Source organism: Pedobacter cryoconitis (genome assembly GCF_014200605.1).
Lineage (GTDB): Bacteria > Bacteroidota > Bacteroidia > Sphingobacteriales > Sphingobacteriaceae > Pedobacter > Pedobacter cryoconitis_B.
On sequence record NZ_JACHCE010000003.1, the window covers coordinates 400,769 to 427,565 of the forward strand.

At 43.0% G+C, this 26,797-nt stretch carries 6 protein-coding genes; 1 reads left to right on the top strand and 5 read right to left on the bottom strand.

All coding sequences use genetic code 11. From position 1 onward, the window contains the following. Nucleotides 1-4: 4 nt before the first annotated feature. The 5 genes from HDE68_RS12450 to HDE68_RS12470 all read right to left on the bottom strand — a co-directional run bounded on the left by HDE68_RS12450 (nucleotide 5) and on the right by HDE68_RS12470 (nucleotide 25,278). On the bottom strand, nucleotides 5-13,903 hold the full coding sequence (locus HDE68_RS12450) for a hypothetical protein (RefSeq protein WP_183882352.1): 13,899 nt from the start codon (nucleotides 13,901-13,903) through the stop codon (nucleotides 5-7). 50 nt (nucleotides 13,904-13,953) lie between these two features. Continuing rightward, entirely contained in the window at nucleotides 13,954-17,544 is a 3,591-nt protein-coding gene (locus HDE68_RS12455; RefSeq protein ID WP_183882354.1) for a tail fiber domain-containing protein, read from the bottom strand. A 3-nt stretch (nucleotides 17,545-17,547) separates the two neighbouring features. After that, nucleotides 17,548-22,905 carry a beta strand repeat-containing protein gene (locus tag HDE68_RS12460; protein WP_183882356.1) on the bottom strand — a complete coding sequence of 1,786 codons (5,358 nt, stop codon included), beginning with the start codon at nucleotides 22,903-22,905 and terminating at the stop codon, nucleotides 17,548-17,550. Nucleotides 22,906-23,471: 566 nt separating this feature from the next. Continuing rightward, on the bottom strand, nucleotides 23,472-24,212 hold the full coding sequence (locus HDE68_RS12465) for a LytR/AlgR family response regulator transcription factor (RefSeq protein WP_183882359.1): 741 nt from the start codon (nucleotides 24,210-24,212) through the stop codon (nucleotides 23,472-23,474). Then, nucleotides 24,181-25,278: a sensor histidine kinase gene (locus HDE68_RS12470; protein ID WP_183882361.1), complete on the bottom strand. Its 1,098-nt coding sequence runs from the start codon at nucleotides 25,276-25,278 to the stop codon at nucleotides 24,181-24,183. Before HDE68_RS12470 ends, HDE68_RS12465 begins: the two co-directional genes overlap by 32 nt. Before the next feature lie 184 nt (nucleotides 25,279-25,462). Here HDE68_RS12470 and HDE68_RS12475 point away from each other — a divergent pair, with 184 nt between their 5' ends. Then, complete coding sequence (locus HDE68_RS12475; protein WP_183882363.1) at nucleotides 25,463-26,797, top strand: TolC family protein; 1,335 nt, start codon at nucleotides 25,463-25,465, stop codon at nucleotides 26,795-26,797.

The following is a 26,797-nucleotide window of genomic DNA, read 5'->3' on the forward strand; positions in this document are numbered from 1 at the left end:
TTATTTAATCTTTTAAACAGCGCAGCGGTAAGCCTACTGCTTTATCATTATAGTTTGATCTTACATTATTAAAAAAATAAGCCTGGCTATTATTCGAGTAAATCGTACTGCTCCAGTAGTTACTATTGACCCCTCTGATGTTTAAATTTCCCGCAGCAGTTAAATCTCCGGCAGCATGTAATTTCAAAACAGAAGCATATACATCGGCAGCCGTTTTCCAGTTTTGAGGGGTCGCAGCAGCATTGGTCCATTCCGTATTGGTCGGGATACGCCAACCCGCGCCCAGCATTTGTGTACATGGGTCATTGGCTGGAGTCCAGCTTAAACCTTCACTAATCTGGGTTGCCCATACACCCGCTGGTTTACGGTTTGTGCCATCATGCTGATAACCCTGTAAACGGTTAAACTGCCAGTACCAGCCAGCAGAGGCTTCAGTTACATCTTTTAAATCAGTAGCCTGCTGATCTGCACCCAGATTCTGGGTAATCCAGCATTTATCGGCACCTGATATTTTAGTACTTACTGAACCATAAGTTACGGTTTTGTCTACCGGAGCCCCTTTTATCCCCGTTTTGTGAATTACTGTAAACGGCATACATACCTTAAAACTGGTTGCAATTTCACTGTAGGCAGTACCTACGCTATTGGTTGCAAAAGCTTTCACATAATAAGTAGGGCCGTTCTCTAATCCCGAAATCAAGCCGCTGATTGTTCCTGTACCTGATCCCATAGGTACCACCTGATCTGCAAGAGTCGGGTTACCTGTTGTATTCCAGACAAATCCACGGGCAGTCACGGCTTCACGTCCGTCAGGGTTAATGATCGCAGATCCTTTAGCCGTAGTAGGTGTTACTTCTGCCAGCGGCAGAATCACATTACTTACCGAAGGCAGGGTAGAAATAACTTCATTCCGCAGACAACGGACAGGCAGCGCAGAAGCTTTGTCAGACTCCAGCAATCTCCAGCCATAAAATGCAGTTGCAGTGGTACTGGAAACTGCAGTTCCGCTCCAGTAACGGCTATCCGTACCTTTAGCAGTTAATCCGGCAGTATTATTCACCAGGTAACCCGCAGCATGTAGTTTCAGTAAAGAAGCATAGGTATCCTCATTTGATCTCCAGTATTGAGGAGGCGAAATAGCTTTTGTCCACTCTGCAGCTGTAGGTAATCTCCAGCCGCCACCCAGCATCCTTAAACAAGGATCATTAACTGGTAACCATTGTGAGGCTTCTTGTATATTGCTTATCCAGGGTACCAGCGGATCATTTGGCGTACGCGTAGTCCCGTCATGTTTATAACCCTGCAGTTTGTTAAACTGGAAATACCAGCCTGCAGTGGCTTCTGTCCCGTCGTTAACCGCTGCTGCCTGCTGGTCTGCACCCAGGTTCTGGGCAATCCAGCAACGTGCCTCTCCCGAATAAGTGGTACTCACTGTTTTATAAGTAACGGTCTTGTCTACCGGTACCCCGTTTAACCCGGCAGTATGGGTAATCGTAAAAGGCAAACAAACTTTAAAGCTGGTCACCGCTGCACTTAAACTTGTGCCTACACTATTGGTTGCAAAAGCACGTACATAATAAACAGCCTTTTCATCCAGCCCTTTCAGTGTACCGGTTATATCACCCATACCAGTCCCTAAAAAAATAACCTGATCGCCCATATCCGGGTTTCCGGTTGTGTTCCAGACCAGTCCTCTGCTGGTCACCGCAGCTCCACCAGTATTGGTTACCGTTGCATTGGCCACAGCCGCCGCAGCGCTTATTGTTTCTGAAGGAACGATCACACTGGTCACCGAAGGAAGACGTTTTACAACCTCATCCTGCAGACAGCGCAACGGTAAGCCTACTGATTTTTCATTATTGTTTGACCTTACATTATTAAAGAAATAAGCCTGGCTATTATTCGAATAAATCGTACTGGTCCAGTAGTTACTATTGACCCCTCTGATGTTTAAATTTCCCGCAGCAGTTAAATCTCCGGCAGCATGTAATTTCAAAACAGAAGCATATACATCGGCAGCATTTTTCCAGTTTTGAGGGGTAGCAGCAGCACTGGTCCATTCCGCATTGGTCGGGATACGCCAGCCCGCGCCCAGCATTTGTGTACATGGGTCATTGGCTGGAGTCCAGCTTAAACCTTCACTAATCTGGGTTGCCCATGGGGCCACAATCTGATTTGGGGTACGGGTTGTGCCATCATGCTGATAACCCTGTAAACGGTTAAACTGCCAGTACCAGCCAGCAGAAGCTTCAGTTACATCTTTTAAATCGGTAGCCTGCTGACCCGATCCAAGATTCTGGGTAATCCAGCATTTATCGGCACCTGATATTTTAGTACTTACCGAACCATAAGTTACGGTTTTGTCTACCGGAGCGCCATTCAGCCCAGCTCTGTGAATCACTGTAAATGGCATACAGATTTTAAAGCTGGTTGCAATTTCACTGTAGGCAGTACCTACGCTATTGGTTGCAAAAGCTCTGACATAATAAGTGGGTCCGTTCTCCAGACCTGAGATCAAGCCGCTGATTGAGCCAGTACCTGATCCCATCGGCACCACCTGGTCTGCAAGAGTCGGGTTACCTGTCGTATTCCAGACAAAACCACGGACAGTCACGGCTTCACGTCCGTCAGGATTAATAATCGCAGATCCTTTAGCTGTAGTTTCTGTCATCTCTGCCAGCGGCAGGATCACATTACTTACCGAAGGCAGCGTAGAAATAACTTCATTCCGCAGACAACGGACAGGCAGCGCAGAAGCTTTGTCAGACTCCAGCAATCTCCAGCCATAAAATGCAGTTGCAGTGGTACTGGAAACTGCAGTTCCGCTCCAGTAACGGCTATCTGTACCTTTAGCAGTTAATCCGGCAGTATTATTCACCAGGTAACCCGCAGCATGTATTTTCAGTAAAGAAGCATAGGTATCCTCATTTGATCTCCAGTATTGAGGAGGCGAAATAGCTTTTGTCCACTCTGCAGCTGTAGGTAATCTCCAGCCACCACCCAGCATCCTTAAACAAGGATCATTAACTGGTAACCATTGTGAGGCTTCTTGTATATTGCTTATCCAGGGTACCAGCGGATCATTTGGCGTACGCGTAGTCCCGTCATGTTTATAACCCTGCAGTTTGTTAAACTGGAAATACCAGCCTGCAGTGGCTTCTGTCCCGTCGTTAACCGCTGCTGCCTGCTGGTCTGCACCCAGGTTCTGGGCAATCCAGCAGCGTGCCTCTCCCGAATAAGTGGTACTCACTGTTTTATAAGTAACGGTCTTGTCTACCGGCACCCCGTTTAACCCGGCAGTATGGGTAATCGTAAAAGGCAAACAAACTTTAAAGCTGGTCACTGCTGCACTTAAACTTGTGCCTACACTATTGGTTGCAAAAGCACGTACATAATAAACAGCCTTTTCATCCAGCCCTTCCAGTGTACCGGTTATATCTCCAATTCCAGTCCCTAAAAGAATAACCTGATCGCCCATACCCGGGTTTCCGGTTGTGTTCCAGACCAGTCCTCTGCTGGTCACCGCAGCTCCACCAGTATTGGTTACCGTTGCATTGGCCACAGCTGCCGCAGCGCTTATTGTTTCTGAAGGAACGATCACACTGGTCACCGAAGGAAGACGTTTTACAACCTCATCCTGCAAACAGCGCAACGGTAAGCCTACTGATTTTTCATTATTATTTGACCTTACATTATTAAAGAAATAAGCCTGGCTATTATTTGAGTAAATCGTACTGGTCCAGTAGTTACTATTAACCCCCCGGATATTTAAAGCTCCTGTACTGGTTAAATCTCCGGCAGCATGTAATTTCAAAACAGAAGCATATACATCGGCAGCATTTTTCCAGTTTTGAGGGGTAGCAGCAGCACTGGTCCATTCCGCATTGGTCGGGATCCGCCAGCCGTTACCCAGCATTTGTGTACATGGGTCATTGGCTGGAGTCCAGCTTAAACCTTCACTAATCTGGGTTGCCCATGGGGCCACAATCTGATTTGGGGTACGGGTTGTGCCATCATGCTGATAACCCTGTAAACGGTTAAACTGCCAGTACCAGCCAGCAGAAGCTTCAGTTACATCTTTTAAATCGGTAGCCTGTCTGCCTGCACCCAGATTCTGGGTAATCCAGCATTTATCAGTACCGGATATCTTAGTGCTCACCGAACCATAAGTTACGGTTTTGTCTACCGGAGCGCCATTCAGCCCTGCTCTGTGAATCACTGTAAAAGGCATACAGATTTTAAAGCTGGTTGCAATTTCACTGTAAGCAGTACCTACGCTATTGGTTGCAAAAGCTCTGACATAATAAGTGGGTCCGTTCTCCAGACCTGAGATCAAGCCGCTGATTGAACCTGTACCTGATCCCATCGGCACCACCTGATCTGCAATGGTCGGGTTACCTGTCGTATTCCAGACAAAACCACGGGACGTTACAGTTGCATTTCCATCCGGATTAATTACAGCAGATCCTTTAGCTGTAGTCTCTGTCATCTCCGTCAATGGAAGGATCACATTACTCACTGAAGGTAAAGTAGTGATCACCTCATTCCGAAGACAGCGGACTGGCAAAGCTGTACCTTTATTAGCAACACTTGCAGCACCGTTAGCAATTATATTTCCGGCTCCTGAAGATACCGCTGAACTGCTCCAGTAGCGGGAATCAGTTCCCCTGGCAGTTAAAACGTCAGTCACAATTGCACCGGCAGAATGAAGTTTTAAAACAGAGTTATAGGTATCAGCAGCTGTTCTCCAGTATTGAGGGGCACCAATCGCAGTTTTCAATTCTGCACCGGTTGGCAATCTCCAGCCACCACCCATCATTCTGAAACAAGGATCATTTACCGGCAGCCACTGACCAGCTTCATCTATGTTTCCTACCCATGGTTGCAGTGGATCATTTGGCGTGCGGGCAGTTCCATCATGTTTATAGCCCTGTAAGCGGTTGAACTGGAAGTACCAGCCTGCCGATGCTTCTGTTCCGTCACTAACAGTTGTAGCCTGCTGATCTGCGCCCAGATTCTGGGTAATCCAGCATCTGGCTTCACCCGAAATAGTTGTACTTATTGTTTTATAGGTTATCGTTTTATCTACCGGTGCACCATTTAATCCAGCAGTATGAGTAATTGTAACTGGTAAACAAACTTTAAAACCAGCCACTACCGGACTAAATGCAGTGCCTGCACTATTCGTTGCAAAAGCACGGACATAGTAAACATCCTTTTCATTCAGGCCGCTTAGTATACCTGCCATCTCTCCCATACCAGTACCCAGGGAAATTACCTTATCCCCCATTCCCGGGTTTCCCGTTGTGTTCCAAACCAGCCCTCTGCTGGTTACCGGACTACTGCCAGAATTGATGACCGCAGCCAAAGCCCGGGCAGTATTGGCAGTTATCGTAGCAGCAGGAATATCCACATTACTTAAAGAAGGAACACTCGTCATGCCCCCATCCTGTAAACAGCGCACCGGTAATCCAACTGATTTTTCATTATAACTCGTTCTTCCATTAATGAAGTAATATCCCTGGCTATTGTTGCTATAAATTGTACTGGTCCAATAGCTACTATTGACCCCTCTGACATTTAAAATTCCAGTTGCAGTTAAATCTCCGGCAGCATGTAATTTCAATATAGAATTATAAGCATCGGCAGCATTTTTCCAGTTTTGAGGAGGACCAATCACATTGCTCCATTCCGTATTGGTTGGAATTCTCCAGCCATTGCCCAGCAATTGTGTACATGGGTCATTTGCGGCTAACCAGCCTGAACCTTCACTAATCTGGGTTGCCCATGGGGCCACAATCTGGTTTGGTGTACGTGTTGCTCCATCATACTGATAACCTTGTAAACGGTTAAACTGCCAGTACCAGCCTGAAGAGGCTTCGGTCGCATCTTTTACATCAGTTGCCTGCTGATCTGCACCTAAATTCCTGGTGATCCAGCATTTATAGTCCCCTGAAATATTAGCTCCAACAGTTTCATAAGTAATTGTTTTATCTGTTGGCGCGCCACTAATTCCAGCTCTGTGTATCACTGTAAGTGGTTTACAGATTTTAAAGTTTACTGCAACAGCACTGTAAACAGTGCCGACACTATTGGTTGCATAAGCTCTCACATAATAAACAGGCCCTTCTTCCAATCCATCCAGTACGCCTGTTACTGAACCGATATCCTTCCCTGAAATAATCACGTGATCTTCGAGCGTAGGATTGCCAGTTGTATTCCAAACTAATCCATTCGCGGTTACCGGAGCACCGCCATCAGCGGTAATCGTCGCTGTTCCTCTTGCAGAATGATCCGTAATCTCAGACAGTTTCACGTTATCAATTACCGGAAGGATTGCAGTCGTAGTCACACTATCCTGCTTACCATAAGCTGTACCTACAGCATTAGTGGCATAAGCTCTGTAATAATATTTAGTAACTATGGTCAGCAGTTTTGGGTTACTGATAAAGATCCCCAGTCCATTGCCATCGGTTGTTTTAATTGCTGAGGCGATAGTAGGTCCGGGAGTTGTACTCATCACAATACCTCTGGCAGTCACCGCCGAACCGCCATCTTTAGTCACTTCCCCTCCTGCAGTAAAACTTGTACTTAAAATATTTGTAGCTGCTGTAGTCGTTACTGCTGGAATATTAATAGTGGTTACGCTATCGAGATTACCATAACCTGTGCCTACTGCATTGGTCACATAAGCTCTGAAATAATAGGTAGTACCAAATTTCAATCCTGTAACAGGACTTGCATAAGCTAAGTATCCGGGGCCCTGAGTAGTTTTAGTCGGATCATTTACCGTTGGGTTTTTATTTTCACTCCATACGACTCCCCTTTGAGTGATGTCAGTCCCGCCTTCACTCTGAATTATACCACCAGAAACAAAAGAACTACTGGTAATCTGCGATGCCGGAATGGTGTTTACTTTTCCAAAATCGCGCGTATTGAATGGCGTTGATTTCACACTGTATCCTGTTCCAATAGCATTTTTACCATAAGCCCAGACATAATATCTGGTAGCTGGTAATAAATTGGCCACTGTACCTGAGATCGCTGTCCCAACAGCGCCTGTACTTGAGTTATTTCCATCGGCAAAGGCCGGAATAACATCTTCTGTATTCCAGATAAATCCAAGATCCGTGATCGCAGAACCGCCATTAAAGCTCAGACTGGCTACAGCCGCAGCAGTATTCAGCTGGATATTAGAAATCGTGACTGCACTCAGGTTAGGTACCACCCCTGCCGAAGTCAGTACAATTTCATTTCCATAAGCCGTACCCTGGCTATTGGTTGCAAATGACCGGATATAGTAAGTTGCACCTGGTATCATTCCGCCAAACACATTTTCAAATATGCCTGTGCCTGCAGTACCATTTACAATTTTTCCTGTAGAAGAAATAGTTGGCAATGTCGTTGTAGCCCATACAAAACCACGGGTTACCACTGGCATTCCACCATCATCACTCACCTCGGCAATACCTTTGGCAGAATAGCCGTCTATAGAGGTTACGCTTGTGGTTGACAGTGTTGGTAAACTCACCGTATTGGTTTTAAACTGTACCGCACTTCCGTAAGTTACCCCAATAAGATTGGTCGCATAAGCCCTGACATAATAAATTGTATTCGGGCTAAGACCAGTTAAATCAGCAGTAAATGCACCAATACCTTTAGTCACGTTATCTACTGTTTTAGTAGTCAGTGAAATTGTCGGATCACTGTATCTGTCCCATACAATTCCCCTGCTTAATATTGGTGTTCTGCCATCATCGGTAATTTCGCCTCCGCTGGTTGCAGTAGTTGCACGGATATTTGTTACCGGCGCGGTCGCTGTCAATGTTGGTGGGGCCAGTGTAATAAAGGATTCTTCCAGACCATAAGCTACACCGATTCCATTGACCGCATAGGCCCGGACATAATAAATGGTATTAGGCAGCAGGCCGGTCATTTTACCTATAAAGTCTCCGTCACCTCCTACAGCATCTACTGTTTTTGTCAGTAAATTATTCGTTGGATTTTGCTGTGTACTCCAGCAAATACCACGTTTGGTTACGGCTGCACCACCATCACTGGTAATCTTTCCACCACTTGTAGCGGTTGTACCTGTAACTTCTGTTACCCTGTTGGTTAACAGGATTGGTGAAGTCGGAAATATAGTTACCGTAAGCTGGTTACCATAAGTTATCCCGGCATTATTCTCTGCATAAGCACGTACATAATAAGCAGTACTCCGCTCTAAATCTTTAAGCTCACTGATAAAGGTACTTTGACCAGACCCTTCATTGGTTCTGTTTAAAAGTTCCGTTTTAGGATCAAAATCCTTTTTACTGCTCCAGACAATACCTTTGCTTGTAATTGCTGCTCCACCATTTGAACTGATGATACCGCCGCTGCTTGCTGTAGAGCCGCTGGTAACCACAGGATCGGTAGTGGTTAAAGTAGGGCGCACTGCTGCCGAAACAAAACTAATTTCATTTCCATAAGCTGTGCCCAGACCGTTGGTGGCATAGGCCCTGACATAATATAAAGTGGAAGGTGTCAGGTCTTTCAGTTTACTGATAAAACTGTCCGCTCCCTTGTCGATTGTTTTAGACACCAATTCTGAAGTAGGATTTGGACTGGTACTCCAGCATAATCCCTGCACGGTTACTTTTGAACCGCCATCACTGCTGATTACACCTCCACTCATTGCAGTTCCTTCTGTATTCTCAGTGATCTCTGTTGTCGTTAAACTGGCATAGTTCTGAGTGGTGAAACTCAATTCATTTCCATATTGTACCCCTACTCTATTGGTGGCATAGGCCCTGATATAATAAATAGTTCCTGGTTTTAAACCTGTAACCTGGCTGGTAAAAATTCCTTTTCCTGCACCACCTTCCACAGTTCTGTGAACTGTTTCTGTCTCCGGTTTAAAGTTTGCAACAGTACTCCATACCACGCCACGTATCGTGGTCGGAACACCTCCTTCTTCGGTAATATTTCCACCACTGGACGCAGTTGTTCCGGTAACCGACACAGGCGTAACCGTAGTCAGTAAAGGCAATCCCGGAGGATAGGTCGTAAAACCAACCTGCTGCCCGTATGCGGTACCTGCAACGTTAGTTGCATAAGCTTTGACATAATATTTCGTATCGGCCATCAGGTCTTTCAGCTGACTGTCAAAACTACCTGTGCCCCCGCCATTGAAGGTTTTGTCAGGTGATAAAGGATTTGGTTCAAAATTCTCAACCGTACTCCAGTAAACCCCGCGGCTACTGATGATGCCTCCGCTGGCACTGGTCACTGTACCGCCCATTAAGCCTGCTGTATTGGTGATTAATCCAGGTGAATTTGTCACAACAACAGGCAATCCAATCGTTGTAAAACTGGTTAATTCTCCATAAGAAGTCTCTGCATCGTTAATTGCATAGGCACGGACATAATAAATTGTTCCTGGCTTCAGGTTATTCATACCCGCTGTAAAGACCCCTTTGTCCTGGCCTGCCATAGTCACTTTATTTTTTGAAATCGTATCCGGGTTAAAATCAGGATAAATACTCCAGACAATTCCCATTGTTTTCAGCGTTGTGTTTCCATTGCTGATAATATTACCACCACTCAATGCGGTTGTCGCCGTAATCTGAGTCACTGTATTGGTCGTAACTGTTGCTGCAACAGATGGTTTAGTCACAAAACTTTCCAGATTTCCATAACCATAACCTACCCCATTGCGGGCATAAGCACGCACATAGTATTGTGTACCAGGGGTCAGACTGGTTATACTGCTGCTATAAAGACCTTTTCCTGAACCTGTCTGCGTAGTCCGGTTCAAAAGAATTGATTCAGGGATAAAATCAGCCTGCGTACTCCATATCACCCCACGTGTAGCAGACGGCATTCCACCTTCATCAGAAATATTTCCTCCGCTTGAAGCACTCGTTACCGTAATCTGAGCTGGCACTACGGTAGTTAACACCGGAACTGTAGCCGGATTTGTTGTCAGACTAACCTGCTGGCCATAAGACATTCCGGTATTGGTAAATGCATAGGCCCGGATATAATATTTAGTAGATGGGGTCAGGTTCTTTAAGAAACTATCAAAATTCCCTGTTCCTGCCTTGTCTTCTGTTTTATCTAAGGATAATTCATCTGGCTCAAAATTTTCAAGGGTACTCCAGAATACGCCACGGCCGGTTACCGGAGAACCACCGGCATCTGTAATTGTACCGCCGGTCACTGCAGTAGTATGGGTAATCAGCGATGGTAAAGTGGTTACAATTGCCGCTTTTCTTGTAGTAATAAAACTCAGGATATTTCCATAAGCCGTACCCGCTTTACTTACCGCATACGCACAAACATAATAAGTTTTACCTATGGAAAGATTGATGAGATCACTCTCAAAAACCCCTTTTCCATAACCTGTTTCGGCTGTCCTGTTTATCGATTCGGCAGCAGGGTCGAAATTAGGGTTCAGGCTCCAGATAACTCCCCGGGTGGTAATCAGCGCACCGCCATCACTGGTAATATTTCCACCACTGATCGCTGTTGTACCTGTAATTCCGGTAATTTTAGTAGTCACCAATGTGGCTTTTACAGCTGGTTTAGTCTCTACTATTTCCTGGTTTCCATAGGCGGTACCGGCAAAATTAGTGGCAAAAGCACGTACATAATAGATTGTACTTCCCATCAGATCTTTCAGGTCTGCGGTAAAACTGCCGGAACCAGAGCCTGCTACAACGAACTGGTCATCTATAGTTGGATTGGGATTAGTACTCCAGCAAATTCCGTTACGCTGAATATAAGATCCGCCATTACTTAAAATCGTTCCCCCACTGGTTGCAGAAGTACTTGTAATGGTTTGCTCAACAGGCTTTAAGGTCGTTAAGGTAGCCAAAGTGGCTGTCCTTAAGACAACCTGGTTACCAAAAGTCAGGCCCGCAGAGTTTGCAGCATAAGCGCGTGCATAATAGGTAGTACCCGGAGTTAATCCTTTCAATACACTTACAAAATCTCCTTTGACCTGCTGTACTGTTTTTTGACTGGTTGCAGTATCTGGCTGAAATCCGGAAAGCGTATTCCAGATGACCCCTGCCCCCGAAAGCAATGCACCACCATTATTGATGATATGCCCGCCGCTAACCGCAGTACTCCCGGTAATATCTGTGGCCTCTATGGTAGTCAGTACAGGGGAAACCGGAGGCGTTGTTATAAAGCTGATTTCATTACCATAAGCCACGCCAGCTCTATTCACGGCATAAGCACGAACATAGTAAGTTGTACTTCCCATTAAATCTTTAATCGGGTCAATAAATGTCCCGATACCGGTTCCATTCTGAGTTTTGGTAGTCAGCTCGATAGTGGGGCTTCCGGAAGTATTCCATACAATCCCGCTTTTGGTGACTTTATCGCCTCCGTCACTAAAAATATCTCCACCGCTGGTTGCGGTAATACTGGTCATATTACTTGCCGGAGTGGTAATTAGTGAAGCAATAGTGAATGTTTTGAAACTAATTTCCTGTCCATAACCTACCCCAGCACTATTAACTGCATAAGCTCTTGCATAATAAGTTTTGTTAGGTAAAAGCTGGTTTAATGTGCTGGTAAACCTGGTTACCTTTTCAGTCTGGCTGGTTTTACTGGCACTGGAAAGATCAGGCGTGAAACCCGGGGTCAGACTCCAGATTACCCCGTGGCTGGTCAGCTCTGCACCTCCATTACTAGTAATATTTCCACCACCTGCTGCAGTAGTCCCCTCATTGCCTTCAACGGGCAAAGTAATGACATCTGGTTTTTCTGGCGGGGCGGTAGTCACGATTTGAGCAGCTCCGTAACTGGTACCTACATAATTGACCGCATAAGCACGAAGATAATATCTGGTACTGCCCATCAGGTCTTTTAAGTCACTGACAAAAGCCCCTGTACCCCTGCCGTCTTTGGTTAATGTTCCTTCCAGGTCCGGGTTTTCCTCAGTACTCCAGACTACCCCTCTTTGCAGCACAGGCATACGACCGTCATCGGTAATATTTCCACCGCTGCTGATACTTGTATTTTTGACCAGGATAGCAGGGTTGGTTGTTAATGCGGCTAACTGCGGGGTCGTAAAACTCATTTCTTCGCCATAACCTGTTCCTTTACTATTGGTCGCATAGGCCCTGACATAGTATTTCGTTCCTGGTGTAAGTGAATTCAGATAACTATTATAAATTCCTTTACCGTTATTATCTGTGATATTTTGTACTGTTTTAGTGGTTAAAGCAATGGTAGGCTGCGGGCTTGTACTCCAGCAGACACCTCTTTTAGTGATAGCCGACACCCCGTTACTGGTAATATCGCCACCTGTCATTGCATTTGTCCCATTATAGCTTTCCGGTGAACCATTGATATGACTGGCCATATCATAATTAAAAGGCTCTATGGTATTGACTGTAGGTACAGAACTCGTCACAAAACTAGATTCACTGCTATAGCTGATCCCTACACTGTTTTTAGCATAGGCACGTACATAATAGAGTGTTCCTTCCTGCAAGTTGGTGAGGTTACAGATAAATGTACCTATATCTGTTGCATTCACAGTGGTGGAAGGACCATAGATGATATTCACTCTGTCAGTACTCCAGCTCATTCCGCGTTCAGTAACCAGTTCTCCTCCATTGTTGATAATGGTGACTTCACTGACCGCCGATTTATCGGTAATATCTGTAATCTTAATATTTGGTGAACTTAATACCGGTGCAGTGGCAGCAGGGGTAGTAAATTGCAGCAGGTTACCATAAGCAGTTCCAATCACATTGACCGCATAAGCCATCACATAATAGGTGGTATTCCTTAACAGGTCAATCAACCGGCTTGGGAATATCCCAACGCCCGAACCATCAAATGTGGTGACCGCATCAGGATCATTTGCAGGGTCTGCCGTTTTACTCCAGATAATCCCTCTTTTGGTAACCGGGGCACCGCCATCACTTCTGATATCTCCACCGCTGTTTGCCATAACCGGCGAAAAGTTGTCTATGTCTAAAGTGATGATATCCGGTAAGGAAGCTCTTGCTGAAGTAAAGGTTAAATCTTCGCCATAAACAATTCCGGCACTGTTGATCGCGTAGGCCCTCACATGATAAACGGTATTAGCTTTTAAACCTGAGATTACCCCCGGAAAAATTCCTGTATCATTTCCAAATACCGGGTTCCCGGTCTTACTGCTCAGCGTGATTTCAGGATTCGCAGAGGTATCCCAGCAGATGCCCTGAGTGGTAATCGCAGATCCGCCATTGCTGATAATATTGGCTCCGCTTAGTGCAGAAACATTAGTTATTCTGGTAGGTATAAGAGTTGAAATTACAGGAAGACAACTGATATCTATCCATTTTGTACCATCATAAAAACGAATGGCTTTTGATACGGTGCTGATATAAATAGCCCCCGGAGATAAACCCAGAGGAGCCGGATTATTATTGAGTACAGGAAGCTTCGAAATCTTCATACCACTGCTGGTAGAAAAACCGGTGTTTTGCGTAAAATTACCTTTGCCATAGAGTCTGGCAACTGACCACCAGATGCTGCCATCATAAACCTTCATGGTATTTTCCGTTTTCGAAAAATAAACGCCTCCATTACTTGCTGTACCTGCAGGTTCGGCTGCCAGAGCGGATAAATAAGGGATACCGGTTTTTACTTCCAGGTAATCTTTAACGTTAGTGGTATTGAGATTGCTGCTGCAGAATGTTTCCCACGAAACGCCATTATAGATTAAAGGTTGTTTATCAGCAGGGCTGTAGATCAGCATTCCTATTGCAGGAGCTGGCACAGCAGAAGGTAGTAAAACTGGTAAATGAGGAATTCCCCCGATTACCCTGAAATAGTTCTGCGCTGAAACATTCGAAATTCCAGCGAGCAAGAAGAAAAATATAATTTTAACAATATGTAGTAATCTCTTCAAAATCTTACGTTTCTCTTTGTTCCTTTAACCTGTTTCCTAATCCTTTGCGCTTATTGTATTTTTTTCAGAATACTGTTGATCTGTTCCTGCTGATTGTTCATCCGGATTTGCAGCTCCTCTATTTGTTTTTGCTGTTCTTTTACAGCCTGGATCAGCATACCTGTAAGCTGGGTATAATCAACTTTCAGGAAGCCATCTTTACCTTTAATGACCATTTCGGGATATACCTGCTGCAGTTCCTGAGCGATCACCCCGATCTTAGTACCGGCAGCGTATTTATGCTGATCTTTATATTCAAATTTTACTCCTCTAAGCTGATCGATTTTTTGAAGGACACTGCTTAAAGTTTCAATATTGGTTTTCAATCTTCTGTCTGATGGGGTAAAGAAGTTGCCGTTCACAGTAACATCCTGTCCGAAACTGGCATTACCCTGCGTATCGAAAGTCAGTCCTTTTCCGTCTGCTCCGTCATTGCTGATCGCATAGACAGAAAGTTTGATACTTTCTGTCGCTCTATGATTACCCAGGTTATCTTTAGCATTTGCCCCTGCGGTTACCAATGCAGTTTCGAGGTAATTCCTGGTTACCGCGTCCTGCTTTTCTACGGGATCAGCAAGATTATAGATCCTGAAATTACCCATAGAAACTTCTCTCTCAGCTGAACCAAAACCACTTAATGGAATTTGGCTTTTTGGAGTGGAAACAGCTATCCCATTCGCATCACCAACAAACAGTTCTTTGTCCTTTAATTTATTGTCCACAGGGACCCAGTCCTTCCCATTAAAAACATAAAGGCGGTTATCAGCAGTATTGTAATAGGTATCACCAGCAACTGGTTTGTCTGGGGCTGTTGGGCCAACCGGTGTTTTAGAAGTTTTGGAATCTACATACTCTTTAGTTGCAGCATCCTGTTTGTCTTCAGGATCGGCAAGCTGAGTAATCCTGATTTTTTTTGTCCCCTCACTCAGCACAATATCTTTGGTTGCAAAGCCAAATCCACTTAGAGAGACAGCATTTTGCGGGGTAGAAACAGCGATTCCTTTAGCATCACCTACAAACAGTTCTTTCTCTTTTAATTTATTGTCAACCGGAACCCAGTCTGTACCATTAAAAACATAAAGGCGGTTATCTGAGGTATTGTAATAAGTATCACCGGCTGATGGTTTGTCTGGGGCTACCGGTCCAACCGGTGTTTTGGTAGCGCCTGTAGCAGCTACAGAATCTACGTATTTCTTATTTGCAGCATCCTGCTTATCTTTTGGATCGGCAAGATTAATGATCTTATAATTTTTCACTCCATTGCCCAGACGAACATCGGCTGTTGCAAAACCAAAATCATTCAATGGAACCTCATCTTTGGCAACTGCTTTTGCTTTATTCAATACATCACCAACTAAAATATGGTCTCTTGGAATAGTCAAAGAGCTAGGGGCAGAAAACTGATCATCTACATAACTTTTCGTAGCAGCATCTAAAGGGGCATCAGGATATTTCAGGAAACTAATACCGAACTGTATATCCTTATCTCCCATATAAATATTGTCTTTTGCTTCTCCAAAACCACTGATAGGAATTAGTTTTTTATCTGTGCCTTTAGCTCTTCCTTTCGTATTACCAACAAAGAAATACCCTTCCTGTAAAACCAGAGAGTCTGGTTTTTTGAATTGATCATCCACATATTTTTTTGTAGATGCATCTCCGTCAGCTACAGGGGTACCTAAATTGTTAATCACCAATCCACCCATAGAAACAGGGATAACCGGTAAGCCAAAACCACTTAATGGAATTGTATTTTTCAGTACATCGGCAGCTTTTCCTTTATCGTCACCCACAAAAAAGTTCCCTTTAGTCAAAGAGAGATTGGCCGCGCCGATCACTTTAGTATCTACGTAATTTCTGGTCGCTGCATCCTGGGCCAGGATTGGTTCAGCCAGATTGTTAATATTAACACCACCCAAAGAAACAGGCAATGTTGCTGCCCCGAACTCACTAAAAGGAATAGTTTTCTTGTCTACAGCTGTTGCTGTACTGATATCATTTCCAACAAACATAAAGCCTTTTGGGAGACTTAATTTTCCCGGTGCCACAACGCGGTTATCTACATAATTCATAGTTGCAGCGTCCTGCGGAAGCTTTGGATCAGTCATATTAATAATCCTGAAACTCACACCACCCGGAATTCCATCACCCATAGAAACTTCTTTCAGAGGTCTGTCAAATCCACTGATCGGAATCATACTTTTGGCTACTGCAGTAGCGATACCAGAAGAGTTTCCGACAAATAGGTTATCTGCAGGTAAGGCTAAAAGTGTAGGTTTTGCAAATAAAGACTTTAAATAACCCAGGGTTACAGCATCCGATGGTTGTGATGGGTCTTTAAGATTGGTAATTTTAAAATTTAAAGTTCCGTTACCCAATTTGATATCGTCAACAGGATTACCAAAACCACTTAACGGGATACGTGCTTTATCCAGTTTTTCGTCTGTAACTGCATTCTTTTCAATAATTAACCTGCCGGAAGTTCCAAGCGTTGCGTCTCCGGAAATCGTTACCCCGCTTGCAATATTGGAACTGTTTCCCATAAAGATTTGTCCGCTGGCCAGTGAAAGATCGATAGGTACCCAGGCTGTACCATTGTAAACATATAATTTGTGATCTGCTGTATTGTAAAACAAATTTCCTTCTTTGACAAGAACAGCAGATGGATCCGGATTGGTATCTCCTGACGGGGTTGATCCGTTAGCTGAAATCTCCAGCCATTTTTTGGAATTATCTAAAACGTAAAGTGTATTGTTATCAGTATTGAAATAAAGATCTCCTGGTTTACTATTGCCGGGAAATTCAGTTCCGGGGCCACCGGGAATAGATACTCCGCCAATATTTACCCACTTGTTATTGGCGTCAAACATGAACAGTTTTTGCTGACTTTTGTCATAGAATACATCTCCATATTTAGATTGCGCAGGCAATGAAGTCAGCACTTTTGGCAATACCCACGATTTTCCGTCATAGGTGTAGTTCTGGTCATCAAGCGCATTATAAACAACATCTCCTTTAACTGCATTATCAGGAAGACCAAATACGAAAGGTATATTACTGACCATTTTCCAGCCACCAGTCTCCATCCTATATATTTTTGAATTTCCGGAAAGCAATACAACATCTCCAACTCTGGCTGTTGCCTCAGGAAGTGCGGTACCAGAACCATAAGTAGGGATGCTATTATCTATCGATAAGGTTGCTGTATTGTTGGCACTGGTCAGAATTGCAACCCCTGCATTATTGGTAATCAAAGGAAATCCTTTAGCTGATGGCCGGTAGATCAATCCATCTCCAATAGTTGGTGCGAGCCCATCCATGGCCTTTGATAAGGCATTGATAATAGAACCTTCGGTAGTTAAAGAGACGATTTGAAACATCTTTCCACTACCATCAATGATCCTGTCACCTGACAGCGCATCACTTGACTGAAATACACCAGACTGATCACTAAAGGCACCGCGAATCTGATATTCACCGATTCCCAGAGCCTCAATTTTCTGGATAACAAACTGTCCGTTGAACTGTACTATAGATTGTGCCCTACTGCTGCAGACTGAGAAAATCAGAATAATAAATATGCAGAACCTCGATATTTTCATCTGTTAAAAATTAATCATTACATAAAATCCATTACTGTTTGTAAGATTGTTCACCCCGGTTAACATCAGATTTAATGTCCCTCCGCTGTATCCTGCAGTTTGAACATTAAGATTGGCGGTACCTGCAGGCTGGTAACTGTCCAAAGATGTTAAACTTGCTGCAGCAGCTGTTCTCTGAGCAAAACTTATAAACGGGATCATCGTATCGGTCGCATCGTTGTTGACCAATCCCGATTCATCTTTAATAGAAAGATTAATAAATGATTTACTACCAATTTCCAAAAGCGTTGTATTCGCTCTGATATAATAAACCAGTACACCGGCCGGGATCGTAATATTCATTGCATTACCGGTTAAAGTATAGGTTACTCCGGGACCGGATGCTTTAACCAAAACCTTTCCTCCATTCAGCTTATAAATCTGATAAGCGGCCCCTCCACCTCCAGCTGCCTGGGTAACCCATTTTGCTGTTTTACCATCATCACTAACTGTCAATACTTTTTTCGCATCCGTAGCGGTTACGATATCATCAATTTTATCCAGCTTAACTTTATCAGTATTCGGCATCAGACCTGCTGCCGCAGCTGTTGCTGCCGGAAGCACCACTGCTCTTCCCGGAGAAGTCGGCGTAATTGTTCCTTGTAACGGAGCTGCTGTATAAGTCAGGTCAGTAGCACCGCCACTACCACCAGCTGCCGGAGTAACCCATTTCGCCCTTTTTCCATCTGCACTTACTGTTAATACTTTATTTGCATCAGTTGCGGTCACAATATCATCTATCTTATCCAGCTTATTTTTATCTGCCGGGACCATCAGACTTGCGTTTGTCGTTGATCCTGCCAGGATAACAGCAGCAGTACCAGTACTGCTGGTTACTGTTCCTTTAGCCGGATCAGCAGTATAACCCAGATCTGTTTTGGTTGTGATATTTCCTGTTCCATCAACAGTCAGCCCGGTACCTACTTTAACCCCTCCTAAAACAGAAGCCGTTGCTGCAGGCAATACATAAGAACTACCACCACTTGATCCATTAGAAGCACTGATAATTCTGCCCTGTGCATCAACACTGATATTTGCCAAAGTATAACTTGCTGGAATAACTCCTGTCTGAGGTAATGTTATTGTTGGATCTCCTGCAACACCATCTCCATTAGTTACGCTCAACCCTCCTCCCGATTGTATGGTACGGGTGGTTGCCGAACCTGCACCAGTCCTCACCATAATACCTGTCGTATTTAATCCCGAAATCGCAGTCAGATTTGGAGTTTTATCCTGTTTAGTTGCATCTGCAGTTACAGGAAGAACAATATTTGCTGAACCGTCAAAAGCAACCCCATTAATGGTCACTCCCGGAGCAAGTTTTCCAGCCGAAATAGCGGTAGTTGCAGTTTTTGCATTACCATCCAGCGTTCCTGTAATTGTTCCTGCTATAAAACTGCCATTGTTATCTCTTTTAACAATAGTATTCGAAGTATTTGCACTGGTAGCCGCCAGTGCTGCAATAGTTGCAGTATTGATATTCGCTGCAGTTGAGCCGCCAACAGTTTTTACAACTGGTAAATCTGCTGTACCAGCCAGATCATTAGCTAATTTCAGAATACCCTTTACTGCTGTGGTCGCATCAGGAGTTCCACCGCCGCTAACTTTATTATCTACATAGTCCTTGATCGCTTTTACAGTTGGATATTTAACTGTAGATAAAGCATCGGCTGCTACGTCACTGCTTTTATTTGATTTATCTTCTTTTAAAAGTAATGCATCCGAAGTTGCTGTACTTAAAGGTTTATCTATATCCTTCGTATTATCAACATTTCCTAACCCTACATCTGCTTTAGTAATCGTTACCGCTCCAATCTTACCATTTACAGATTGTACAGGTGATGTTGAAGGGGTAAGAATCTCTACCCAGTTAGCTAGTGCAGAGGAAGGTAAAGCCCTTAACACATAACTTTTACTCTGATCAGTTCTGATCACAGTACTACCAACTACTGCTCCTGTTAAACTAAGCATACTTCCCTGGTCGCTTAACACGTCAACAGACGAAAAGGACATTGCCGGAATCTGACTTGTTGGAATTTTACCAGATCCATCTAAAGTTGCAACCCCATTATTGGCTGCTTTTTCTGTCAGATTGATTTTACCATCAAGCGCCGCTTTAGTTGCATTGTTTATAGGTTTATCTGCATCTTTAGTATTATCAACATTTTCCAGTCCCAGATTTTTCTTTGCCGTATTCACATCATTTCCACCTGTACCACCATTAGCAATTGCGACTACTCCTGTAACATTAGCTGCATTTCCAGGAATATTTCCAGTTACTTTAGCACCACTGACCGTAGCTATTTTAGCATCTGTTACATTTCCATCTCTTATTTTTATGGTAGTGATTGCGTCATTTGCTATAACAGGTGCCGAAGCTACACCGCTCAGATCACCAGCCAGCTGAACTTTACCTAAAAGGGTTGTTGTTGCATCCGGCACACCACCTGCTCCGATAACCGCAGCATTTACTTTTGCATCCACATAGTTTTTAGTTGCCAGTACGCTTGGATATTTAGTATCAGAAAGTGCATCCGCATTAATATCTGAACTTCTGTTTGCTTTATCTTCTTTTAAGCCTAAAGCTAATCCTGTTGCTATACTCACAGGCTTATCTGCATCTTTAGTATTTTCAACTTTATCCAGGTCCAGATTCTTTTTAGCTCCTTCAGGACTGTCTGCACCTGTTCCCCCATTAACTACACCTACAATTCCAGTAACATTAGCAGCATTTCCAGGAATGTTCCCGGTCACTTTTGAACCACTCACAGTCGCTATTTTAGCATCTGTTACATTTCCATTTTTTATTTTCGCAGTCGTAATTGCATCATTTGCGACAAGAGGCAAATCTGCTGTTCCGGTCAGATCTCCAGCTAACTGAACCTTACCTTTCGCAAGCGTAGTTGCATCAGCGATATTACCCGATCCACTTGCCGATAATATACCATCTGCATCAATACTCAGATTTGCACCAACTTTAATTCCTCCTAATGCAGAAGCAGAAGCCACTGGCAAAGTATAATTAGTTAATCCATCCAGTTTTACTTTATCTGCCGGATTCATTAAACCTGGTGTAGTCGTTGTTACTTCAGGGATATTGCCCGAAGCACTTGCAGACAAAACACCACCTGCATCAATACTCAGATTTGCACCAACTTTCACCCCCCCTAATGCAGAAGCAGAAGCAACTGGTAAAATATAATTGGTTAATCCATCCAGTTTCGTTTTATCTGCAGGGTTCATTAAACCAGATTTTGCAGTAGTTGCATCCGGGATATTAACAGCTAAGGCTCCGCCAGTTAAGGAGATCCCATTACCCACAGTAATATAGTCTGGTTTACCCGCAACTGCCGAACTGTTTCCGATCAATGAATTTGGCAATGCATCGGCCATTTTAGCCAGTGTAACCGCTTTATCAGCTATTCCTAAATCAGTCGTATTACCATCTCCGGTTAATGTTCCGTCATGTCTGACACCTGTCATTCCACCACCGGTAGAAGTTGTGATTTTTCCTTGTAATTCTTCCAGTGCAGCCTGTACGTTAGTTGAGGTCAATGCTCCTTTTGGGGTAACAGGAACTGTAAGTGCAATCTGATCACCACTATTGGTGTTTGTAATGCTATTGATTAAGGTTAATTGTGCATCAGTCACATATTTTTTATTCGTAGTTTCCAGGATGTCTGCAGTAGTTGCATCTTCACCTCTTACAACTAAACCTTTGGTATCATAAGTTATTTTGGTTTTGGTAGCAGCGGTTACAGCTGGATTACTGTCTAATTTTTTTCCCAATTCAATTTTTACGGCATCACTAACCGGTTTGTTGACATCAGATGTATTGTCAACATTCCCCAAACCTAAATTTGTCCTGGCATCAGGAGCATTATTTGCGCCTGTACCGCCGTTGGTAATGGCAACAATACCAGTCACATTACGTGCAGTACCATCAATATTACCTGTAGCATTCCCAATATTTGGGGTAGTTAAAGTAGGTGAATCACCTAAAACAACAGCTCCTGAACCAGTGGTTGCTGCTGCAGTAATCGCCCCTGCTGTTCCTTTTAAGAGTCCTTCGACCGAGGTTCCCAGTGTAATAGCAGGGGTAGTTGAAGGGTCAGTAACAGAACCCGTTAACCCATTTGCCGAGTTCACAGAGACAGAAGTTACCGTCCCCTGCCCTATATTGCCACCTGCACCAGCTGTTGCCGCAGTAATTCTTCCTTTTGCATCTACTGTAATATTTGCCGATTTATATTCACCAGGAATAACCCCTGTATTGGAAAGTCCTAAAGGTTTACTCAGATTCCCAAGACCTGTAAGTGTCGCATCGTGAACCACTGGCCCGCCACTGCTGCCGTCACTCAATAAAGAGTAAAGATCAACCTGGCTGTTTCTTGGACCGGAAATAGATAATACTGTTCCTACAAGGCTCAAGGATTGATTTAGATTTTCAAGACTTACTGTATTTCCACCTTTGATAGATAAATTGCTTGCTCCATCGTAACTCAGGGCCGGAACCTGTGTACCGCCACCCGGAACAGGGCCTGTACCCAGTAAATCATCAACATATTTTTTGTTTACCGCATCCTGCTCTTTTAATGGAGGGCCCAGATTTGTTATTTTGTAGCCTCCTAAGGACACATTTTTAACAGGCGCACCAAAACCACTGAGTGGAATATTCTTTTTATCTAAATCAATATCACTAACTGTACCATCAGCAATTTTAATTGAAGTCACTGCATTATCTGCCAGATCAAGAGTAAGGTCTTTCAAAACAGCTTCCTGACCATTTCCAATCGTTATAGTCCCTTTTGATGTGACCGTTTTCCCTGTTGTGGGTAAAGAACTCCCCGGAATCCCCGGATCTCCTTTAGGCCCTACCAGCAGAATTCCGTTTGATGGCCAGCTTCCTGATCCCTTAGGTCCGTAAAGTGTATTGTTACTGGTATTCAGATAGAAATCCCCATTTGCCCCAATATTTGAAGTTGGGACAACATTTCCATTTAAGATAGTATTTCCACTGGTCCCATTACCTCCTGAACTTAACTCTGAGTTATTTACCAGCCTCTGCCACTGCCCGTTATTGTAAAAATAAAAACCCGGAGAACTGTTCGTCTGATAAATTAACAGACCATTGGCAGGATTATTGATATCATTACGTTGTAAAAGTGACATCCTTGGAATCAGAAGACCTTTTGAAGTAGAAAGTACTTCAAGCTGGGCACTTGCATCAGGAACATTAGTTCCTATTCCAACTTGAGCTTTAGCACCGAATGCAGAGAGCAATCCGATAAGCACGGCAAAATGCTTAACTTTTTTATTCATGAGCGTATTGAATTTAAAACAGTAGATATATTTTATAACAAAAACAGGGAAACGAGCATAAAAAGATCCACTCTAAGCGTAGAGTAAACCCTTTTATTCATTTCCTTACATTAGTTGGCAGTTGTTTTTTTTAATTGCGAATCAGGAACCTTTTAATATTTCATACCACTCAGGAGGGATGGAAAGTATTGGAGAGAGACCGTCATTGTTGTATTCAGATGCTTTTTTCATTTCTGGAAATATATTTACAGGAACAATCGTTATTATTGAAATTTTGTGTTTCAGAGACCTGATTAGGTCAGCTTATACAAAAATTTATCAATTTGGGAGCTAATCTACCAATCCAGAACGGAATTTTATTGCACAATACGCAATGCACACATGGCAGCAGGCAAAACTACGAGCCAAAATACTGACTGTCAGTTAATTAATTTTATATTTTATTTCCACAATAAAAACATGCATCCCCTCAAAAAAGGAATGGATGCACTCTTTTTTGCAAGAAAAAGCCGGTAAGTTGAATTGATTTCCTAAAAGAAGAATATAGAACTATTGATTAACACTCCCTACATCCACCTGCTTAAATAGGTATTGAATGCATCTTTATATTGTTCGCCTATGGTTATGCTCAATGAACCAATATTCAAACTATTTTTCGTTACAGAATTTACCTTTTCGAGGGATACAATATAAGAGCGGTGGACCCGCATAAATGTTTTAGGTGAAAGTTTCTGCTCAAGCGTCTTCAAACTGGTTAAAGTCAAAATCGGTTTATCTGTATTTTCAAGATATACCTTTACATAATCTTTAAGTCCTTCGATATACAAAATATCTTTAATGGCAACCCTGACCAGATGATATTCGACCTTTAGAAAAATATATTCTTCTTCCAGCCCGTTGTTTTGAATCATTGGCTGCTGTGCTGGTTTTACCAGTTCAGCATAAGCTCTTCCCTTGTTGGCTGCAATCAGAAATTCCTCATAATCAAAAGGCTTTAGCAGATAATCCAATGCATCTACTTTATAACCCTCCAGCGCAAAATTATTAAAGGCTGTTGTAAATATTACCCTGGGCCCATGACTGCCCGGCTGTCTGTCTAAAATCCTGGCCAATTGTATACCGGTCAGATCAGGCATTTGTATATCCAGAAAAATAAGATCTATTTCCTGTTCATGGATCATACTCAATGCAGTTACCCCGCTTGAGAAGCTGCCTGCCAGGTTCAAAAAAGGTGTTTGTTCAATAAAACTACAAACCAGCCCCAAAGCCAGGGGTTCATCGTCTACCGCTATGCAATTCAATATCATCAAGTATCAGGGTTAAGTGAACAACAAATTCATTCGTATCTTCAGTTTTACCAGCCGAAAATGTATGTTTTCCCGGATATAATAAATCCAGGCGTCTTTTAGTATTGGCTAGTCCAATCCCTCTATAGTTATCAGCAATCTCTGCATTTTCGCTAAAAATTGAGTTCCGGACATTCATCTCCAGTGTTTTATCTTCCATACTTAAATCTATAGCGATCACAGAAGGAGAGATTGAACTTACACCATGTTTAAAAGCATTTTCAATATAAGGCAGAAAAAGCATAGGCGCAATCTGTATATCATGGTTGATCAGCGGGCCTTCAAAAGTAACCTTAGTGGTCTCGTTCAAACGCAGTTTCATCAACTCTATATAGTCTACAATAAAAGATACTTCTTTACTTAAGGGCGTACTGCCTGCCTGTGTATCATATAAAAGATACCGCATCATCCTGGATAACTTATGTAAAGCATTTCTGGACTTTTCTACGTTGACATGGGTCAGTGCATAAATATTATTCAATGTATTGAAAAAGAAGTGCGGATTAATCTGTGCTTTCAAAAAAGACAGCTCTGATCCTATCTTATCCTTCTCCAATGCTTCCCGCAACTGTTTATCGGCCTGCCATTTCTGAATCAGCGTCACACTGGTACTAATCCCTATAATTAAAAAGGTCATCATAATCAGGAAGATGTCCATTTTATTACCAGGTTTAGGAAGTTTTGGAATGCCAATTTTCAGAAAAGCCTGATTGATCAAAAATGGCAGGTTCAAGGCATCATCTAAAAATTTGATCACAAAATTGCTCAGTAGCCCCACACCGATGATCACCAGTAAAAAAAGAAAGGACTGATTTTTCAGGAGTAATTGCGGGACAAAAACAGAACTGTTGATATAAAATATAATAATCAGTAAAATCAGCTCACAACCCTGCCTTACCCAAAATTGCGGAGGGACTGTAATGCTCCAGGTTAATGGCAAATAAAAAAGTAAAATAAAGCCGAAAAGCATCCATAATAAAAAATGGAGAAGAACGGTAATAAAGGCCCTGATTTTTACAGCATTCATCTATTGGGAATTTGATTATATTTATAATGGACAAGGTAATCAACCTATTGCAATAGGTGCAAATCTTTCCATCGTTCATAAACTGGTTTTTGTCGGTATGTTTTAATCATCAGTCTATTATGTTTTTTTGACCTTGAAAATTAGCGTTAATTAGATCTGTTAATCGGATTTTTATTCTCATCATATGTCACAATTAACCATTAAAAGTCTGCTCTTTTTATTTCTTGTCTTTTCTTACCTCAGGGGATTCAGCCAGGATACGACAGCTAAAGAGATTCCAGTAATATGGGATCTGGCCACATGTTTGCAATATGCGAAACAGAATAACATTCAGCTAAAGACACTGAGGTTAACTACTGAAAGTGCCAAACAAGATGAACTGCAATCAAAATCTGCACTTTTACCTAACCTCTCAGGTTCTGCTTCTCAATCTTTTAATCATTATAACCTGAACACAAATGGTACAACCAATGCCATCAATTCTTCAGGGGCCTATGGTTTAAGCTCTTCCTGGACCTTATATAAAGGTGGTTACCTGAAAACAGATATTAAACAAAAAGATCTGGCAGTTCAGTCTGCGAACTATACGGTTCTGTCCACCGAAAATGATATTACTTTATCTATTACACAAGCCTATTTAAGTATTCTGCTGGATAAGGAAAGTATCGTTTACAACAAAGAGCTGGTTAAAACGTCTAATGCGCAGCTGGCACAAACACAGCATCTCTTTAATGCCGGTACTGCCGCAAAAAAAGATGTAGCACAATTTGAGGCTCAGCTTGCCGGAGACAATTATAATCTGACTACCGCCGAAAATGCAGAACGTCAGGATAAAATCACCCTAAAACAACTCTTACAGTTACCTGCAACTCATAACTTTGACATTGTGAAACCAGATACTGTTATTTCCGGTGAACCTATCCCTGATCTGCAAACTGTACAGCAATATGCTTTACAGAACCGTCCGGAGGTCAAAAATGCAGAATTGGGCGTACGCATCTCAGGTTATGACCTTGACAAAGCCAAATCTGGTTATCTCCCTACCTTAACCCTGGGGGCTGGAATTGGAACAAGCTATGCCAATGACCCTACCTATAATGCCTTCAAACAATTTGATAATAACTTTTATCAGCAAGGCGGTTTAACACTTTCAATCCCGATTTTCACCAACAGAATAAACAAGACTAATGTAGCCAAAGCAAAAATAGAAATGGCGCAGTCAACACTGGCACTGGAAAATACGAAAACAACGCTGGCCCTAACTACCGAAAAAGCATATATCACCACTCAAAATGCGCAAAGCCAGCTTGCCTCTGCTATTGAACAGCTTAAATATAATACGGAAGTTTATCGCATAGCCACCCAGGAGCTTAAGATAGGTGTATTCAATATAGTCGCTTTCTATCAGCAAAGAAATCTGTATGTACAGGCTATGCAGTCTTATATACAATCCAAATATAACGCCGCACTCGCTGCAAAAATCTATGCCTTTTACCTGGGAGTACCCATTAAATTATAA

Excerpts from the sequence above, each read along its gene's own strand:
- HDE68_RS12465 (WP_183882359.1), bottom strand. The coding sequence starts at position 24,212 with ATGATATTGAATTGCATAGCGGTAGACGATGAACCCCTGGCTTTGGGG.
- HDE68_RS12455 (WP_183882354.1), bottom strand. The coding sequence starts at position 17,544 with ATGAAAATATCGAGGTTCTGCATATTTATTATTCTGATTTTCTCAGTC.
- HDE68_RS12470 (WP_183882361.1), bottom strand. The coding sequence starts at position 25,278 with ATGAATGCTGTAAAAATCAGGGCCTTTATTACCGTTCTTCTCCATTTT.
- HDE68_RS12460 (WP_183882356.1), bottom strand. The coding sequence starts at position 22,905 with ATGAATAAAAAAGTTAAGCATTTTGCCGTGCTTATCGGATTGCTCTCT.
- HDE68_RS12475 (WP_183882363.1), top strand. The coding sequence starts at position 25,463 with ATGTCACAATTAACCATTAAAAGTCTGCTCTTTTTATTTCTTGTCTTT.